15 protein-coding genes and 1 riboswitch are annotated in these 18,231 nt (G+C 30.6%); of the genes, 11 read left to right on the forward strand and 4 right to left on the reverse strand.

The genetic code is table 11. The features are described 5' to 3' along the window. Positions 1-31 precede the first annotated feature (31 nt). The 10 genes from cobA (at position 32) to ACSIGE_RS12720 (ending at position 11,106) form a co-directional block, all read left to right on the forward strand. Positions 32-799: a uroporphyrinogen-III C-methyltransferase gene (gene cobA / locus ACSIGE_RS12675; RefSeq protein ID WP_440880240.1), complete on the forward strand. Its 768-nt coding sequence runs from the start codon at positions 32-34 to the stop codon at positions 797-799. Beyond that, positions 799-1,413 carry a precorrin-2 dehydrogenase/sirohydrochlorin ferrochelatase family protein gene (locus tag ACSIGE_RS12680; protein WP_440880241.1) on the forward strand — a complete coding sequence of 205 codons (615 nt, stop codon included), beginning with the start codon at positions 799-801 and terminating at the stop codon, positions 1,411-1,413. The genes cobA and ACSIGE_RS12680 overlap by 1 nt, the downstream gene beginning before the upstream one ends. Positions 1,414-1,453: 40 nt before the next feature. Further along, positions 1,454-2,509: an NAD(P)/FAD-dependent oxidoreductase gene (locus ACSIGE_RS12685; protein WP_440880242.1), complete on the forward strand. Its 1,056-nt coding sequence runs from the start codon at positions 1,454-1,456 to the stop codon at positions 2,507-2,509. After that, complete coding sequence (locus tag ACSIGE_RS12690; protein ID WP_440880243.1) at positions 2,509-2,841, forward strand: ferredoxin; 333 nt, start codon at positions 2,509-2,511, stop codon at positions 2,839-2,841. Before ACSIGE_RS12685 ends, ACSIGE_RS12690 begins: the two co-directional genes overlap by 1 nt. Before the next feature lie 31 nt (positions 2,842-2,872). Beyond that, positions 2,873-3,616, forward strand: coding sequence for a serine O-acetyltransferase EpsC (gene epsC / locus ACSIGE_RS12695; RefSeq protein WP_440880244.1), 744 nt, complete (start codon positions 2,873-2,875; stop codon positions 3,614-3,616). Positions 3,617-3,640: 24 nt separating this feature from the next. Then, on the forward strand, positions 3,641-4,537 hold the full coding sequence (gene cysM, locus ACSIGE_RS12700) for a cysteine synthase CysM (protein WP_440880245.1): 897 nt from the start codon (positions 3,641-3,643) through the stop codon (positions 4,535-4,537). A 199-nt stretch (positions 4,538-4,736) separates the two neighbouring features. Then, positions 4,737-4,840, forward strand: a riboswitch (SAM riboswitch). A 51-nt stretch (positions 4,841-4,891) separates the two neighbouring features. Continuing rightward, positions 4,892-5,890: a homocysteine S-methyltransferase family protein gene (locus tag ACSIGE_RS12705; RefSeq protein WP_440880246.1), complete on the forward strand. Its 999-nt coding sequence runs from the start codon at positions 4,892-4,894 to the stop codon at positions 5,888-5,890. A 142-nt stretch (positions 5,891-6,032) separates the two neighbouring features. Then, positions 6,033-8,711, forward strand: a complete 2,679-nt coding sequence (gene metH / locus ACSIGE_RS12710; RefSeq protein ID WP_440880247.1) for a methionine synthase — start codon at positions 6,033-6,035, stop codon at positions 8,709-8,711. Positions 8,712-8,839: 128 nt separating this feature from the next. After that, positions 8,840-9,796, forward strand: a complete 957-nt coding sequence (gene metF / locus ACSIGE_RS12715) for a methylenetetrahydrofolate reductase [NAD(P)H] (protein WP_440880248.1) — start codon at positions 8,840-8,842, stop codon at positions 9,794-9,796. An 818-nt stretch (positions 9,797-10,614) separates the two neighbouring features. Beyond that, a complete protein-coding gene (locus tag ACSIGE_RS12720; RefSeq protein ID WP_440880249.1) occupies positions 10,615-11,106 on the forward strand; it encodes a hypothetical protein in 492 nt (163 codons plus the stop codon). A 396-nt stretch (positions 11,107-11,502) separates the two neighbouring features. On the opposite strand, the gene ACSIGE_RS12725 is transcribed toward ACSIGE_RS12720, so the two are convergent. From ACSIGE_RS12725 to ACSIGE_RS12740, 4 genes are all read right to left on the reverse strand, one after another. Further along, entirely contained in the window at positions 11,503-11,733 is a 231-nt protein-coding gene (locus tag ACSIGE_RS12725; protein ID WP_440880250.1) for a hypothetical protein, read from the reverse strand. Between the two features lie 1,171 nt (positions 11,734-12,904). Next, on the reverse strand, positions 12,905-13,525 hold the full coding sequence (locus ACSIGE_RS12730) for a hypothetical protein (RefSeq protein WP_440880251.1): 621 nt from the start codon (positions 13,523-13,525) through the stop codon (positions 12,905-12,907). 93 nt (positions 13,526-13,618) lie between these two features. Beyond that, the gene (locus ACSIGE_RS12735) at positions 13,619-14,665 is read right to left on the reverse strand and encodes a M43 family zinc metalloprotease (RefSeq protein ID WP_440880252.1); all 1,047 of its coding nucleotides are present in this window, start codon (positions 14,663-14,665) and stop codon (positions 13,619-13,621) included. Between the two features lie 539 nt (positions 14,666-15,204). Further along, on the reverse strand, positions 15,205-16,254 hold the full coding sequence (locus tag ACSIGE_RS12740) for a zinc metalloprotease (protein ID WP_440880253.1): 1,050 nt from the start codon (positions 16,252-16,254) through the stop codon (positions 15,205-15,207). 537 nt (positions 16,255-16,791) lie between these two features. On the opposite strand from ACSIGE_RS12740, the gene ACSIGE_RS12745 reads away from it, so the two are divergent. Next, complete coding sequence (locus ACSIGE_RS12745) at positions 16,792-17,823, forward strand: S66 family peptidase (protein WP_440880254.1); 1,032 nt, start codon at positions 16,792-16,794, stop codon at positions 17,821-17,823. The last annotated feature ends 408 nt before the right edge of the window (positions 17,824-18,231 follow it).

Here is an 18,231-nt window from a genome sequence, read left to right on the forward strand (position 1 = left end):
CATTGTTTTCTTGCATTTAAATTGAGTAAAAATGAGTAAGCAACCTAAATTAACAGTAGTAGGAGCAGGACCAGGAGATGTTGAGTTAATCACGTTGAAAGCTATAAAAACATTGAAACAAGCTGATGTTGTTTTATATGACGCTTTGGTGAATCCAGAACTTTTAGAGCATGTGAATCCAATGGCAGAAATGATTTTTGTAGGAAAACGTAGAGGTTGTTACCGATATCAACAAGAACAGATTAATGAGTTAATTGTTGCTAGAGGTCATTCTCACGGACACGTAGTGCGCTTGAAAGGCGGCGATCCTTTTATTTTTGGTCGTGGTGCCGAAGAAATGGAATATGCTGCAGAACATGGGCTTTTAGTTGAAATGGTTCCAGGAATATCGTCGTCATTGGCGGTGCCAGCTTATCAAAATATTCCTTTAACAAAAAGAGGGGATTCTGAAAGTTTTTGGGTAATTACTGGAACAACAAAACAACACAAATTATCAACTGATGTGGCTTTAGCAGCCAAATCGAATGCAACTGTAGTCGTGTTAATGGGAATGGGAAAACTATCTGAGATTGTTGCTTTGTTCAAACAAGAAGAAAAAAACGAATTACCTGTAGCTATTATTCAAAATGGAACCACTCCACAAGAGAAAATAGGAATTGGAACCGTTGAAACTATAGAGGAAGTTGTTGCCGAAAGTCAATTGAGTAACCCTGCGATTATTGTTTTAGGAAGCGTGGTAAAGCATAGAGAGCAATTATTGAATTTGCAAGAAGAGGTGGCCTTAAAAGCTGTAGTTTAATGGAACAAGATAGAAATAATCTGTATCCAATTTTCTTAAAAGTAGAACAATTGGAAATATTAGTAGTTGGTGGGGGATTTGTAGCAGAAGAAAAACTTTCTTTTTTGTTAAAATCAAGCCCGAATGCAAAAGTAACTATGGTTGCTCCTTTTTTTAGAGAAACAACTTTAGAAGAAGCTAAAAAAGGAAATGTAGCCATAATTAATGATGTATACAATCAGAAATATTTAAAGGGTAAACATATGGTAGTTGCTACTACTGATGTACCCGAGATTAATATTAAGGTATATGAGCACTGTAGAAAACGATCTATTTTAGTAAACGTAGCTGATAATCCGCCGTATTGCGATTTCTATATGGGAGGAATTGTAACGAAGAAGAATGTAAAAGTTGCGATTTCAACAAACGGTAAATCGCCGACAACAGCAAAACGTTTAAGACAGTTTTTTGAAGAAGTAATTCCAGACGATATCAATCAATTTGTGAAAAACTTACATAATTACAGAAAAACGATTAAAGGAGATTTTGAACAAAAGGTAGATGAACTAAATAAGTTAACGGAAAATTTAGTAGCGAATCGAACAAATTATTTAAATCAAGATAAAATCAATTAGAATATTACTAATTTTCATTTAGTAAGTTAAATAAAGAAAAATGATAAAGACAGATATATTAATCATCGGAGCAGGTCCAACTGGCCTATTTACAGTTTTTGAAGCAGGATTATTAAAATTACGTTGTCATTTAATTGATGCATTACCACAACCAGGAGGACAGTGTTCTGAGATTTATCCAAAGAAACCGATCTACGATATTCCAGCATACCCAGAAATCTTGGCAGGAGATTTAACTAAGAACTTGATGGAGCAAATTAAACAATTTGAGCCAGGATTTACGTTAGGAGAGCGCGCTGATACTATTGAAAAACAAGAAGATGGTACGTTTATCGTAACAACGAATAAAGGGACAAAGCACCAAGCACCAGTAGTAGCAATCGCTGGAGGATTAGGTAGTTTTGAGCCTCGTAAACCAAAACTTGAGAATATTGAGAAGTTTGAAGATAATGGAGTTGAGTACATGATTAAAGAGCCTGAATTATATAGAGATAAAGATGTAGTGATTGCAGGCGGTGGTGATTCAGCATTAGATTGGTCAATTTTCTTAACAGATGTAGCAAAATCAGTAACGTTAATTCATAGAAGAAATGAGTTTAGAGGAGCTCTCGATTCAGTAGAAAAAGTACAAGAGTTAAAAAACTTAGGGAAGATAAACTTAATTACGCCAGCAGAGGTGAAAGGAATCTTAGGAGATGATAAAGTAACTGGGGTTGCTGTTGAGCAAAAAGATAGAGAGCCATATATCATTGATACGGATCATTTTATCCCATTATTCGGATTGGCACCTAAATTAGGCCCTATAGCTAATTGGGGATTAGAGATTGAAAAAAATGCTATCAAAGTAAACAATGCATTAGATTACCAAACAAATATTCCTGGAATTTATGCTATTGGAGATGTTAATACATATCCAGGAAAATTGAAATTAATTTTATGTGGTTTTCATGAGGCTACTTTGATGTGCCAAAGCGCATATCAAAGAATACATCCAAATAAAAAATACGTGATGAAATATACAACAGTTGGAGGGGTTCAAGGTTTTGATGGTACAAAGAAAGAAGCACCAAAAGCAGTAGTTAAAGCAATTGAGTAATGGAACAAGATATTAACATAAAAATAATTGATCGTGAAGGTGTAATGCATGAGGTATTAGCGCCGACAGATATGGCAATGAATCTAATGGAGTTGGTACGTTCTTATGAGTTGGCTCCAGAAGGAACAATAGGTGTTTGTGGAGGAATGGCTATGTGTGCTTCTTGTCAATGTTATGTTAAAACAGCACACAATTTACCAGAAATTACAGATGATGAGGATGCAATGTTGGCCGAAGCATTTGATGTTAAGTCCAATAGCAGACTAGGATGTCAAATCCAGATAACACATGAGTTGGAAGGTTTAGAAATAGAATTAGCACCAGAAAGTTAATTCGGTTTTCTTGTATAACTAAAAATATAAAATGAAGTTTAAACATTATAACTTATCAATAAAAGACGAAATAAAAAATTTTGCAAAACAGCTATTTTATTCTCTATTCGATGATGTTTGTCATAAAAAAGGAGCACATTTAAAAGATAGTTTTATAAATATTTTAGAAGTGCTTCAAATCGATAATGCAGAAAATATCTGGAAAGACTATCAAGAATCTTTTTGTAACATAAGAGAGCAATTAGATTTAGATGCTCAAATTTTTGAAAAAACAGATCCAGCTTGTAAAAGCTTATTAGAAGTGTATTTGGCTTATCCAGGGTTTCATGCTATTGCAATCTATAGATTGAGCCATAAGCTATATAAAATGCAAATTCCTATTTTACCAAGAATAATGAGTGAATATGCGCACAGTTTAACAGGTACAGATATTCATCCTGGAGCTACTATAGGAGAATCATTTTTTATCGATCACGCAACAGGAATTGTTATTGGCGAAACAACGATAATTAAAAATAATGTTAAAATCTATCAAGGAGTTACATTGGGAGGTTTACAAGTTAAAAAAGAATTAGCATCTGTTAAAAGACACCCTACTATCGAGAATAATGTTACTATTTATGCAAATGCAACTATTTTAGGAGGAAATGTTTCTATTGGAGCAGATAGTATAATTGGAGCAAATGTATGTGTAACAGAATCAGTTCCTCAAGGATCGATAGTTACCTATAAGTCAGAATATAAAATCACTACTAGAAAGTCATATGCCAAATGATTTTTGTGTGGTAAATACGAAAATATGAAAACTAAAACAATTACCGATAGTATTGGAAATACACCGCTAGTAGAGATTAACTCATTGCATAATAATAAAAATGTTAAAATATTATTGAAACTGGAGGGAAATAATCCAGGGGGGAGTGTCAAAGATAGAGCTGCCTATAATATGATTGCCGAAGCGATTCATAGAAAAAATATAAAAAAAGGAGATTATTTAGTTGAGGCTACTAGTGGAAATACAGGAATAGCGCTGGCATTAATGGCTAGAGTTTTGGGTGTTAATATGGTTTTAGTAATGCCAGAGAATGCAACTGAGGAAAGGATTAAAACAATGAAATCTTATGGAGCTCAGGTCATTTTAACCTCAGCAGCAGGGGGTATTGAAGGTTCTAGAGACAAAGCTTTAGAGCTTCGTTATAAAAAGGGATACTTTATGCTGAACCAGTTTGAAAATAACGATAATTGGAAGGCGCATTATAAAACAACAGGTCCAGAAATATGGAGAGATACAGAAGGGGAAGTAACTCATTTTATATCTGCAATGGGAACAACAGGGACGATTATGGGCGTTTCTTCATTTTTAAAAGAACAGAATCCAGATATTCAAATTATAGGAGCACAGCCAAAAGAAGGGTCAAGGATCCCTGGTATTCGAAGATGGTCTCCAGAATATTTGCCTACAATTTTCGATAAAAATAAAGTTGATCAAATAGCAGAAGTTAGTTCAGATGAAGCTATAGAAATGACTCGTAAATTGGCTCGTAATGAAGGTATAATGGCTGGTATGAGTAGTGGTGGAGCCCTTAAAATAGCTTTAGAAATTTCAAACCAGATTGATAAAGGAATAATTGTAGCAATTGTTTGCGACAGAGGAGATAGGTATTTATCTTCAGGTTTATATGATTACACTATTTAATAAAAAATAGTAATAAGGTGGATACTGAATTTTTAATGTTTATTTGAAAATATATTAGTGCTATCTTTTATTATTCGAAAAAATTATGATTTTACCCTTTTAAGAAACTAACTGATTTGTAATTGTTTTAAACAATAAGCTTTCATTATAAAGAATAATTCATTAAATTTGCTCTAATTAAGTTCATTTAACTCAATAAGTGTTATCAAGAAAGGTGGAGGGATTAGACCCGTTGAAACCTTAGCAACCCTTTGAATATCAAAGAAGGTGCTAAATTCTACTGTTAAAACAGAGAGATAACGAAAAGAAATACTTTTCTCTTTTCCTGATGACACACAACATAAAATGTCAGGAATGTCAAATATTTTTAAAGAAATACGTAACAGAATTTTAGTGCTCGATGGAGCAATGGGTACTATGCTTCAACGCTATCAGTTCACAGAAGATGATTTTCGTGGCGAACGTTTTAAGGATTATCCAATACCTTTAAAGGGTAATAATGATTTACTGTCAATTACGCAACCAGAGGCTGTAAAAGAGGTACATAGAAAATATTTTGCTGCAGGAGCCGATATTATTGAAACCAATACCTTTTCAGGAACAACCATTGCTATGGCAGATTATCAAATGGAGGATTTAGTATACGAACTAAATTTTCAGTCGGCAAAACTGGCCAAGGAAGTAGCTGATGAATTTTCAGTAAAAGAACCTCAGAAACCAAGGTTTGTAGCAGGCTCTATTGGCCCAACCAATCGAACAGCAAGTATGTCACCCGATGTTAACGATCCTGGCTATAGAGCTGTAACTTTTGATGAATTACGTATTGCCTATAAACAACAGGCTGAAGCTCTTATCGAAGGCGGTTCTGACATCCTTTTGGTTGAAACAGTTTTTGATACTTTAAATGCTAAAGCGGCACTATTTGCTATTGAAGAAATTAAAGCTCAAAGAAAAATAGAAATACCTATTATGGTTTCAGGAACTATTACGGATGCCTCGGGAAGAACTCTATCTGGACAAACTGCAGAAGCTTTCCTTATTTCTATCTCACATATTCCTCTTTTATCAGTAGGTTTTAATTGTGCTTTGGGAGCAAATCTATTACAGCCTCATTTAGAGTCTATTGCTCCTAAAACTAGGTTTGCAGTTTCAGCACATCCCAATGCTGGGTTACCAAATGCCTTTGGTGAATATGATGAAACACCAGAGGAAACAGCTGATCAGATAGAAGAATACTTAAAGAAAAGTTTAATTAATATTATAGGAGGGTGCTGTGGAACTACTCCTGATCATATCAGGGAAATAGCCAAAGTCGCTGCTAGATACAAGCCAAGAGAATTTAAATATGCTTGATCAATGAAAAAAGCTTAAAAATATGTTTAAAATGCTTATTGATGATTATATAATATGAAGTAAGTGTTTGGTGATTGTAATAGGTAGTATGATCACTTTTTTGAATAAAAAAGTACTTTATTAAAAAATAGATTATTGTGTAATGAGTAAAGTTGAAAGTAAGTATATGAAATTATCTGGGCTAGAGCCACTAATTATAACCCCTGAAAGTAATTTTATAAATGTAGGGGAAAGAACTAATGTAGCTGGATCCAGAAAATTTTTAAGACTAATTAAGGAGGAGAAGTTTGATGAAGCATTGGTAATTGCGAGACACCAAGTTGACGGTGGAGCTCAAATTATAGATATTAACATGGATGATGGTTTGATTGATGGTAAGCATGCAATGATCCGTTTTTTAAATTTGATTGCTTCTGAACCAGACATAGCTCGTGTGCCAATTATGATAGATAGCTCGAAATGGGAGATTATAGAAGCGGGGCTTCAAGTCGTTCAAGGAAAATCAGTAGTTAATTCAATTTCATTAAAAGAAGGAGAAGATAAGTTTATTTGGGAGGCAACACAAATAAAAAGATATGGAGCTGCAGTAATCGTTATGGCATTCGATGAAGTGGGACAAGCAGATACTTTTGAGCGTCGTATTGAAATTGCAGAGAGGTCATATAGAGTTTTAATTGATCAAGTAAATTTTCCACCTGAAGATATTATTTTCGATTTGAATATTTTTCCTGTAGCCACCGGGATGGAGGAGCATCGGAGAAATGCAATTGATTTTATTGAAGCGACCCGTTGGGTTCGTCAAAATTTACCTCATGCAAGTGTTAGTGGTGGGGTAAGTAATGTTTCCTTTTCATTTAGAGGAAATAATACGGTAAGAGAAGCTATGCACTCTGTATTTTTGTATTACTCAATAAAGGCAGGGATGAATATGGGAATTGTTAACCCTGCAATGTTAGAAGTCTATGATGATATTCCAAAGGATTTATTAGAGCATATAGAAGATGTAATTCTAGACAGAAGAGATGACGCTACAGAAAGATTACTTGATTTTGCTGAATCAGTAAAAGGAAGGAAAAAAGAAGAAGATCACACAGCTTTAGAGTGGAGGAAATTACCATTACAAGATAGAATTACTCATGCTTTAGTAAAAGGAATTGATACTTTTATTGTCGAGGATGCTGAGGAAGCTCGAAAAAGTGTCGATAAGCCATTATTAGTTATTGAAGGGCATCTTATGACAGGCATGAATGTAGTTGGAGATTTATTTGGAGAAGGGAAAATGTTTTTACCACAGGTGGTAAAATCTGCCCGTGTAATGAAGAAAGCTGTTGCTTACTTAAACCCTTTTATAGAAGCTGAGAAAAGTGAAGAACAAAAAGCTTTAGGGAAAATTTTAATGGCTACAGTAAAGGGAGATGTTCATGATATTGGTAAAAATATAGTAAGTGTTGTTTTAGGATGTAATAATTATGAAATTGTTGATCTAGGAGTAATGGTACCACCTGAAAAAATAATAGAAACAGCAAAAAGGGAAAATGTTGATGCAATTGGTTTGAGCGGTTTAATTACTCCCTCACTAGATGAAATGGTGTATTTAGCGAAAGAAATGGAACGACAGAATTTTGAAATTCCATTGCTAATTGGAGGTGCAACAACATCAAAGGCGCATACAGCAGTAAAAATAGATATACAGTATAAGAATGCGGTGGTTCATGTAAATGATGCTTCAAGAGCGGTAACAGTCGTAGGAGATCTATTAAATAAAAACACCAAAAATGATTACGTAGCAAAACTTAAAAACGACTATGAAGAGTTTCGAAATAAATTTTTGAAAAGAGGTAAAGAAAAGCATTATATATCAATAAAAGAGGCCCGAAAACGTAAATTTAAGATTGATTGGAGCTCAGTTAATATTTCAAAACCAAATGAATTAGGTGTTCAAAAGTTAGAGCAAGTAAGTCTGAGGGAATTAGTAATGTTTTTTGATTGGAGTCCTTTCTTTCGTTCGTGGGATTTACATGGTAAATTTCCCAATATATTAGAAGACGAATTGGTTGGTGAGCATGCGAGTAATTTATTTAAAGATGCTCAAGAAATGTTAACTCATATTATCGACAAACAATTATTGAAGCCCAAGGCAATTTTTGGGATTTTTGAAGCGAATAGTATTAATGATGATGATATTCTTGTCGAGAAAAAAGGAAAACAAATAGCTGTATTTAGAAGTTTAAGGCAACAGTTGAAAAAAAGAGAAGGAAAACCAAGTTACGCATTGGCTGATTTTATTGCACCGAAAGATTCTGGTAAGCAAGATTATATTGGCGCTTTTTGTACAGCTATTTTCGGAGCGGATGAGTTAGCTCAATTCTATAAAAATAACCATGATGATTACAATGCTATAATGGCACAAGCTTTAGCCGATCGTTTTGCCGAGGCTTTTGCAGAATATTTGCATCATAGAGTAAGAACAAAACATTGGGGATATGCGGTAAAGGAAGATTTATCAAATGAAGAATTAATAAAAGAAGCTTACAAGGGAATTCGACCAGCCCCTGGCTACCCAGCCTGTCCAGATCATCTGGAAAAAGAGACAATTTGGAATTTACTGCAAGTAGAAAAAAATATAGGAGTAACATTGACAGAGAGTTTAGCTATGTGGCCAGCAGCTGCAGTTTCGGGATATTATTTTGCAAATGAGCAAGCATCATATTTTGGCCTGGGAAAAATAGTTGATGATCAGGTAAGAGATTTTGCTTTTAGAAAAAATATTACGTTAGAAAAAGCAAGAAAATGGTTACACCCTGCAATTGCAGATAATTAATTTTAATAAAATAAAGCGCAATAAAATAGTTAACAAATAAAGCTTGTATTCCTTAAAGGTAAAGTGCTTGTAAGTTAGAATTTTAAATAGACATAACCAATAAAATAGCTCTTTATAAAGAGACATATATGAAAGTAACAGAACACATAGATAATGCTAAAGGAGAAACCTTATTTTCTTTTGAAATTGTACCTCCTCAGAAAGGCCAAAATATTGACGAATTATATAATAATATTGACCCATTGATGGAGTTTAAGCCACCTTTTATTGATGTAACAACCTCAAGAGAGGAGCATATATATATACCAAAACAGGATGGCTTATTAGAAAAAAAAATAACAAGAATGCGTCCAGGTACCGTCGGAATTTGTGCTTCGCTAAAGTATAAATACAATGTTGACGCAATACCTCATGTGTTATGTGGAGGGTTTACAAAAGAAGAAACAGAGTATGTATTAGTTGATTGTCATTATTTGGGGTTAGATAATATTATGGCACTTCGTGGTGATGCTAGGAAAGATGAACAATATTTTAAGCCCTCAGAAGGAGGAAATAATTATGCTTGTGATTTAGTGGAGCAAATAAATGATTTAAATAAAGGCAAATATTTACATGAAATTATTGAAACACCTTATAAGGCTGATTTCTGTATTGGTGTCGCTGGATATCCTGAAAAGCATTTTGAGTCACCTAGTTTAACAACAGATTTAAAAAGATTAAAACAAAAAGTAGATGCTGGAGCCGATTATGTTGTAACTCAAATGTTTTTCGATAATAAAAAGTATTTTGATTTTGTTAAAAAGGCAAGAGAAATAGGAATAAATGTTCCTATTATTCCAGGTATAAAGCCCTTAGCCATAAAAAAACATTTACAAGTTTTACCGCAGATTTTTAGGTTGGATTTGCCAGAGGAGCTTGTAGATGCAGTTGATTCATGCCAAAGTAATAAAGAAGTAAGACAAGTAGGGATAGAGTGGGCAATTCAACAAAGTAAAGAACTTATTAAAGGAGGGGTACCAGTACTTCATTATTATTCAATGGGAAAGTCAAGTAATATAAAAGCAATAGCCAAGGAAGTTTTTTAAGAAATCAAAATACAATTGCGAATAATAAAAAGATTTTATTGATCGATCGAATGATTATTATTTTTGTGTTGTTTTTGCTTTAAAATAGGAACTGCGCATTAATCTAGTTCATAGTATATAGTTAGAAGTTTGGTTAATACGCAGAATATTTATTAACAACCTTAACTTGCCCCTTAAACAAGTAAAAGCTGAACTTTAAAAATACATAAAATATTTTTATTAATGGTTAGGAATATCGTTTATGTTTAATATTAAGGGAGCTTTTATTATTTATAGGAAAACTTTAATAATATTAAGTAATTGATAAAAAGATTGTTGCTTGGGTTTGTTCAATTTTTTTATTATTAAAGACGAATTATTTTCAATTTAAATCGTACAAATACAAAGTTTGAAAAGTTCAAGAAAAGAAACTGCGCATTAACTTTTAATTAGAGTAATTTCTTAATTATACTGTTTGGTTAATACGCAGAAATTTTAAAATGCTCATACAAATTTGAATAAATAAAACGAAATAATAAATAGGTGATATTACTGAAAGTGTATCAGTAGATTTTTGTTTTTTAAATAGTAAAACTACTATTTGTGATTTTCAATCATTGAGACTAGGAATTAGTTTAATAAATGACTTCAAAAAGAATTGTATGTCTAATGTTGAATTAAAAGGGATAACTTACAAAAGTTAAATAACTATTTATTTTAAAAAAAAGCTTTGTTTAAGTAAATCAATTGTTTAGTGTTTATTGTAAAATAAGTGATGAATGAATTAGTAAAATTAATTTTAAATCAATATTTTTGATTACATAACTAAACCCATTACTATGATTTCAAAAACTATTAGTTCGTTATTTATTTTATTAGTGTTCGTTGTTTCTTGCAAACCAAAATTCAACGTAGAATTACATAAAGAATTAATGACAGTTCATGCTGACTTAGAAAAAGAACACGCAAAATTTAAAGAATCTCATAATGTTCTGAAAGAAAAACATAAAGTATGGCAGAATAAACATACATCTCTTCCAGAAACGGATTCACTTCACATTCAAATTGAAGAAAAGCATAAAACCTTAATTGAAAAACATGAAAAAATTATAGAAAGTCATAGTGTTTTGATGAAGAAGCATGCTGATATTGAGAGTAAGCATGAAAAGGGTACAATGACTGATGAAGAAGTAAAAGCAGAACACGAAGTGCTAAAGACCGAGCATGCTAGCATGCTTGCGGAGCATAGGAATATGGAGCAGGAACATAAAACTATGGAAACTGAACATGAAAAAATCATGAAGGAACATCAAAATCAAGAAACTAATTAATTCATAAAATAGATTTTCTATTAAAATTTTTATAAGATAGTTAATAGAGAGTAGTTCAAATATGATAAAACACCTATTTTAGGTGTTTTTTATTTTTAGAAAATAAAAGAATACATACCATGGTCAAAATGATTTTAAAATAAATAAAAAGGTTAGTTTATTATAAATAAGAACTGCGCATTAATTTAGTTCATAGTACAGATTGAAGTTTGGTTAATACGCAGATTTAAGATGTATAAGATACTCAAAGATAGTGAATTAAGTTATATGACGCAATTAGGGTTTTTACTGTTTTTTACTAGTGTTAACCATTAAGGGTTTTTTGTTTTTTAAATATATTCTAATGCTCTGAATATAAATTTAGACAAGAATGAAAATCGGTTATATTTAAAAAAATTACCTCTTTTTCCATTTCATATATCCTCTTACCATTAACAAGAAGTTAATGAAATGCATAACTGATAAAAACCATAATGAAGCCATTATGCATACAATAGTAGCCAAAATTTGCCCTAAAGCCATGACTGAATAACCTTTTATACTTTTTTGATTAATTAACTCAAAGGCAACTAAAATTAATATAGCCGATAAAATTTCTATGATTGTTTTTGGGAACTCAAACTCCATCTTTCTAGTTGTTTTAATTATTAAAAGTCTACAAAAATAAATATAAAGAATAATAGATAAAGTGTTTTTATTTGATTAAATAAGCTGAAGTACGTATAATAAACTAAGTTTTTTGTTACTTTTTAAATAATAAATACTGAAAGTAAAACACACCATTATTAACAAAATTATTAAAAATGACAGAAAACTGATTTACAATTTATAGGGTGATCAAAATAAAATTGTTTGACTCTTGTATGCATAAAACTGCGCATTAAACTATTTCAAAGTGTAGTTAGAAGTTTGGTTAATACGCAGTAGCAAACTAAATGAACCAAATAATTAAGATACTTAAATATACGAATAATAAAATGATAGTAGAAATAAAAATAATAAATAAGGAATAATTGGATAAAATACTAGATTTTTGAATCGAGAAAAACAACGAATATTTTTATTTGATACGATGAATTTAAAAGAATTGTTCGTTAGTTCGATATTATTCAAAAAGATATTTTTTTTATGAACTAATATAATATTTGATTAGCGGGGAATGATTATCGTGTGATTTTTAATTCATTCATTTTTTATGATATTTTTATTATTTTATAGAAAAAAATTAAATAAATTTGCTGGTGTTTAATAGTTACTGCGTGTTAACCAAACTTTCTACTATCTATATCCGACAACTCCATGAAGTGAGTTAATGCGCAGTTTTCCAAAGAGGCTTTATCGTATTTATTTGTCTATATATTTTTATTTAATAGTTCCTATATTTATTTTCATTATAACTTGACTACCATTTTAGCATAATTGCTTTTAGATGTTAATTTTAAGTAAATACATAAGCTTTAACTTTAAAACAAGAATGAATAGCTAATTTTTATTGAAAGAGATTGTTTGTTTTAAAAATAGATGGCTGGCAACACACTTTTACAGAAATTTAAAAATTTATTTATCTTTTATACTATCGTTTTAAAATTAAAAATTTCCTAAACTATTTTAGTCTAGAACTATACCTTATAAAACGATCATTAAATTTTTATTTACAGTAGCTATGATATCAAAAATAGTCAATAAGACTATGTCCTTAAAATCAGAAGAGCTCAGTTAAGAATTCTTCTGATTTTGTTTATCAAACAAGTTTTATTCTATTCTAAGAGGAAAAAATAAAACTCCTTGTTTTTTGATTTTACGTAGTTTCAACTGGTTTAATTTCAGTCACTTTCCATGCTAAAGTACCAGTATCGGGTTGCTCAATTTTCCAACGTATAACTTCAGTACCACCTGTCCCTGCTTCTGACTCTTGTTTATTCACTTTTACTTTACTTGGACTTTTCTGAATTTCCAAAATACAGTACATTCCAATTTCTACTGGTATTTTTCCAAGCGCTTTAACAAGAGTTCCATCTGATTTGAATACTTTATTAGTGTATCTAATCGTAAAACCTGAGTTTGGAATTACTGTTTCACTAACTTCTTTATCCTTGTAGATAAATAATTGGCTAGCGATAGTTTCTTCAGAGATAAAAAAACGACTCCCTGAAGCGCCTCCACAAACAAGGCTTCTTGGTATAGCGTGACTATCTATCATTGTCGCCTTTTTATTCCAAGAGCTATGTTTCGTTTTACCTTTTAGATTTCCTTTATTTTCGACACTTTCACTAATCTGACCATCCTCTGGTAAAATTCCGCCAATATCCTCATTGTTCTTTTGTCTAACATTTGCAACCGTTAATTTAAAGTTAGTTTCTTTGTAGCTAGCCGCAATAAAGTTTACTTTTGTTCCGGTAGGAATTCTTTCGTTAATCATTTATGTATTTATTTTTTGAAAATAATATTAATTTAATCTTAATCATTTTTTGAATCAAAAAAATGTATTAATTCGAAAAATTATTGTTATTTTTTATTTTATTAAACGATCCCTACCTCCTCCAGGCTTGAAGGTAGCTCTCATTCTTTCTACTTGCCCAAAAGTAAACATATGCATGCATTCATCATTTACATAATCCATGTAATTCATGAACATTAAACTTGTTTGGTATACTTCCTCTTTACCGCTAATTTTACAAACGATATCTTTTATCAAGGGATATGATGGACAATCATAATTGGGGTTAGAGGCATTTGGAGTATCATCTACGCCATCACCCAATTGACAGTATGTTGCTCCGCTTTTTTTATCGTTAGGTCCCCAGATATGAGATAAGTTTAAATAATGACCAATTTCATGTACTAATGTTTTACCTTGAGTATAGTCGTTTTTAAAATTATGACGTCCAAATGCTTTATATGTAACGACAACACCGTCATTAGAATCTCTTGTTTTGTATGGGTTCCAGGCATATCCTAAAATAGGATTGTCACTATTTGTTCCATAAATAGTATTGCATACATATACATTTAAGTACTTTTTGGGTTCAATAATTTTAGATCCTTCTTTTGGATTTTTTATAAGCTCTTCTGTTTTGTGCCAATTAATAATATTAGACTCTTTATTTATAATCTTATGAGTAAAAAATTCAATTTTAGGATTTGCCATTAAATCTTTAAATTCATCTGGAATATTTGATTTATCTAGCTTTTTGGGGTTATAGGCATCGTTTAAGGCGTTAATTTGGGATTGTATTATTTCTTTAGAAATTTTAGGCATATCTCCACTTCTCACAATATGAAATATAATTGGGACTTTTATAACGGGTAGGTCTTTATTATTTGACTTATTAAATTGCCCTGTTAAAATTTCCGTTTGTTTTTCAAGATGCTTTATTTTTTCTGCTTGCCCTTTGTTTTTGACTATTAAGTCTTGATCTGTGATTTCTTCATATCCGCAACTTCTTTGGATATATGCATAAGGGTCTTCATTTGTATTCTCAAATTGATTGCTTGTTTTTTCGCATGATACTAATGAAGTTAAAAGTAATAGAATGTGAAATAGATTTTTTTTTGTCATTATTTGTATTTTGAGGGCAAAGCTATTTTGTTTCTTGTGATCAATATTTATTATTAAAGCTCAATTTTATTTAAAAAATGATTTTATTTTGAATCGTATTCATAACATGTAGTAAAAGTAATTTTATAGTATTTTGATAAGTAATTGCCCACAGAAACACTTATTACACTGACAAAAAATAGCAACTATTTTAATTTTTTTTTAAAAGCTAAGGGGTAAAATATTTATTATTAACTAACAAACGTTTTAAAAAATAACGGTATTTATCCTTTTTGTTTTTTTGTGCATTCAAAATAAAAAAGATCGTAGATATTCTGTATTCGAAATTTATTAAGAGACGGAGGTTCTTCCAATTTGTATATATGAATGTAAAATAATTCTATATGATGACTAATTTTTTAAACCGTAGCGGTATTTTTTATAAGATTATTATACCTAAAGTTAGTTATGTAATTGATTAAGTTATGTAATAAAATTAATATTGCTTCATTAAAGGTCAATGAAGCAATATAGGTACAAAATATTTAGGGCTTATTTTTTTATTTTATTAGACGATCTCTTCCTCCTCCAGGCATAAAAGTAGCTCTCATTCTAGCTACTTGACCAAAAGTAAACATGTGCATGCAAGAATCGTCAACATAGTCCATGTAATTCATAAACATTTCATTAGTTTTAGACTTTTCTTCAATATTTCCAGTTCTGCAAATAATATCTTTTACAACAGGGTATGTAGGACAACCAAAGTTAGGGCTTGCAGCATTGGGAGTATCTTTTACGCGGTCTCCAAGACGACAATAAGTTGCACCTTTTTTATTGGTAGGTCCCCAGATATGAGATAAATTTAAATAATGACCTATTTCATGGACTAAAGTTTTACCTTGATTATATTCGTTATTTAGATTGTGGCGACCAAAAGCTCTGTATGAAACAACAACCCCATCATTAGAACTTCTGGTTTTATATGGGCTCCATGCATATCCTAAAATAGGGTTATTAGTATTTGATCCATATATTGTATTACATACATATACATTTAAGTATTTTTTTGGATCAATAATATCAGAACCTCCTTTTTTAGAATTTTTTATAAACTCATCTATTTTATACCACTCAGTAACGTCAGATTCTTTGTATATAACTCTATCAGTGAAAAATTCAATTCTTGGATTCGCCATTAAATCTTTGAAAAATAATGGAATATTTGATTTATTAAGTTTTTCGGGATTGTAAGCAGCGTTTAAAGCATCTATTTGTGATCGGATTAATGCTTTTGAAATTAAAGGCATTTTTCCGCTTCTTACAATATGAAAAATGATAGGAACCTTTATAATTGGTAAATTGGTTTTATTTTTTTTTTCAAAATTACTAGTTAAATTTTTGGTTTGTTTTTCCAGAGCTTTTATTTTATTTAGGTGGTTGTTATATTCAGTTGTATTTTCTATATTTTTATCTATGTTTTCTTGATGTCCACATCTTTTATAACTATTCAAGTATGTAGTTTCATCGATATTTTTCAAATTTTCATTGGTTTTTTCACATGAAGTTAACACAGAAAAGAGTAATAGAAAGTAATTTAATTTTTTTATCATTATTTTTATTTTGGCAGCAAAACTAATTTAAACACTACTTTATCTTTTATACATTTTACCTATGTAACTGAATTTTTTTAATAGCCAATGAAAATATGTATTTGAGAATATAAAGTGTAGCAGATTTATTTACCTACAAAAAAGGATCATAGAAAAACTGCGCATTAATTTATTTTCATGAAGTGGTTGGGTATAGGTAGTTAGAAAGTTTGATTAATACGCAGGATTATTATTCTTGAATAACTAAAATTAAACAATAATAATTTTAAATAAAACAAGTGTTAATGCTGAAAAACACACACTGTATTAATACTAATTTAATCAGGGGAACCCCACTGTGTAAAATCTCTTTTGGATATAATTCAAATATTCAAACTATGAATTATTAAAAGTATCATTGAAAAAGATTTTTGTTTAAATGAAAAACATATTTGATTGATGACTTTTTATGCTATAAGTTTAGTGTTATAAAATTTTTATTTTTGTTAAAAAATGATACTAAGTTATAATTTTAGCCTATTTGAAAAGAATAAAAAAATGATAAAGCCAAAGAAATTAAAAAGAGGAGATAAGGTTGCTACAATTTCACTTTCTTGGGGAGGGGCGGGAGATATTCCAAAAAGATATGCTGAAGGGAAGAAGCAATTAGAAAATATTTTTGGTTTGAAAGTAGTTGAAACAACAAATGCATTAAAACCATCAGAATGGATTTATGAAAACCCTCAAGCTAGAGCACTTGATTTAATGGAAGCTCTTGAAGATAAAAGTATCAAAGCAATAATTTCAAATATTGGGGGGGAAGATAGTATTCGAACATTACCATTTATTGATTTGGAATTAATAAGAAGCAATCCAAAAATATTTCTAGGTTTTTCAGATTCAACAGTAACTCACTTTTGTTTTTATAAAGCAGGAGTTACATCTTTTTATGGAACATCAACTTTAGTTGGTTTTGCTGAAAACGGAGGGATGCATCAATATCAAGTGAGCGATATAAAACGAACTCTTTTTTCAAGCAAAAAGATTTATGAAATAAAACCTAATTTAAATGGTTGGACTTCAGAAAGACTTGAATGGAAGGATGATAAAAATCAATTTATAAAAAGAAAGTTAGAAAAATCAAAAGGATGGCGTTTTCTTCAAGGAACTGGTAAGGTAAAAGGAGTTTTATTAGGAGGGTGCTTAGAAGTTATGGAGTTTATGAAAGATACAGATTTTTGGGTAAAACCTGCTGATTGGAAAGAAAAAATAATGTTTATAGAAACATCCGAAGCAAAAATGACTCCTGTTAATTTTAAGTGGATAATGCGAAATTATGCAGCTTCAGGAATTTTAAAAAATATCAAAGGATTAATCATGGCAAGACCTTATGATGATTTATATTGGAAAGACTATGATGCAATTTTATTACAAGTAATACATGATGAAGAGGGGCTAATTGACTTGCCAATAATTACAGGAATGGACTTTGGGCATACGTGTCCAACATTTACAATACCAATAGGGGTAAAAGCGGAAATTGATTCAGATAAACAAGTATTTTCAATTTTAGAAAGTGGAGTAGTTTAGTGGGTATGTATTTTCTGAATTGAAGTTAAAAACATGATTTTTTGAAAAAATAAAAACTGCGCATCAATTCATTTCTTTCGTAGTAAAGTTTGGTTAACACGCAGCGTATTTAAGATCAATATAAACTCTAATCATCCCAAAAGTGGGTAACTAGTAATCAAAACAAATATAGGTAAAAAAGAAGAATAAATAGAAAGTACTTAATTATTATTTACTTATTAATTGATTTTTAGAATCTTAATGTGTTGTTAGTCATTTTTTAATTAGTCAAATAAGATAGTAATCAACTTATTAAAAAATAGTTGTTTTACTAGTTGTTTAATAAAAAGTAAAAGAGAAAAAGATAGGTGTATTTATGATAAACAGAATTAGGCGGTTTACAATTTCACAAAATAACTAATGATCTAC

Origin of the sequence: Tenacibaculum profundi, from assembly GCF_052050075.1 — a bacterium.
Lineage (GTDB): Bacteria > Bacteroidota > Bacteroidia > Flavobacteriales > Flavobacteriaceae > Polaribacter.

Bases quoted from the DNA above. Each gene is read 5' to 3' on its own strand.
- cobA (WP_440880240.1), top strand. From the start codon at position 32: ATGAGTAAGCAACCTAAATTAACAGTAGTAGGAGCAGGACCAGGAGAT.
- ACSIGE_RS12680 (WP_440880241.1), top strand. From the start codon at position 799: ATGGAACAAGATAGAAATAATCTGTATCCAATTTTCTTAAAAGTAGAA.
- ACSIGE_RS12685 (WP_440880242.1), top strand. From the start codon at position 1,454: ATGATAAAGACAGATATATTAATCATCGGAGCAGGTCCAACTGGCCTA.
- ACSIGE_RS12690 (WP_440880243.1), top strand. From the start codon at position 2,509: ATGGAACAAGATATTAACATAAAAATAATTGATCGTGAAGGTGTAATG.
- epsC (WP_440880244.1), top strand. From the start codon at position 2,873: ATGAAGTTTAAACATTATAACTTATCAATAAAAGACGAAATAAAAAAT.
- cysM (WP_440880245.1), top strand. From the start codon at position 3,641: ATGAAAACTAAAACAATTACCGATAGTATTGGAAATACACCGCTAGTA.
- ACSIGE_RS12705 (WP_440880246.1), top strand. From the start codon at position 4,892: ATGTCAAATATTTTTAAAGAAATACGTAACAGAATTTTAGTGCTCGAT.
- metH (WP_440880247.1), top strand. From the start codon at position 6,033: ATGAGTAAAGTTGAAAGTAAGTATATGAAATTATCTGGGCTAGAGCCA.
- metF (WP_440880248.1), top strand. From the start codon at position 8,840: ATGAAAGTAACAGAACACATAGATAATGCTAAAGGAGAAACCTTATTT.
- ACSIGE_RS12720 (WP_440880249.1), top strand. From the start codon at position 10,615: ATGATTTCAAAAACTATTAGTTCGTTATTTATTTTATTAGTGTTCGTT.
- ACSIGE_RS12725 (WP_440880250.1), bottom strand. From the start codon at position 11,733: ATGGAGTTTGAGTTCCCAAAAACAATCATAGAAATTTTATCGGCTATA.
- ACSIGE_RS12730 (WP_440880251.1), bottom strand. From the start codon at position 13,525: ATGATTAACGAAAGAATTCCTACCGGAACAAAAGTAAACTTTATTGCG.
- ACSIGE_RS12735 (WP_440880252.1), bottom strand. From the start codon at position 14,665: ATGACAAAAAAAAATCTATTTCACATTCTATTACTTTTAACTTCATTA.
- ACSIGE_RS12740 (WP_440880253.1), bottom strand. From the start codon at position 16,254: ATGATAAAAAAATTAAATTACTTTCTATTACTCTTTTCTGTGTTAACT.
- ACSIGE_RS12745 (WP_440880254.1), top strand. From the start codon at position 16,792: ATGATAAAGCCAAAGAAATTAAAAAGAGGAGATAAGGTTGCTACAATT.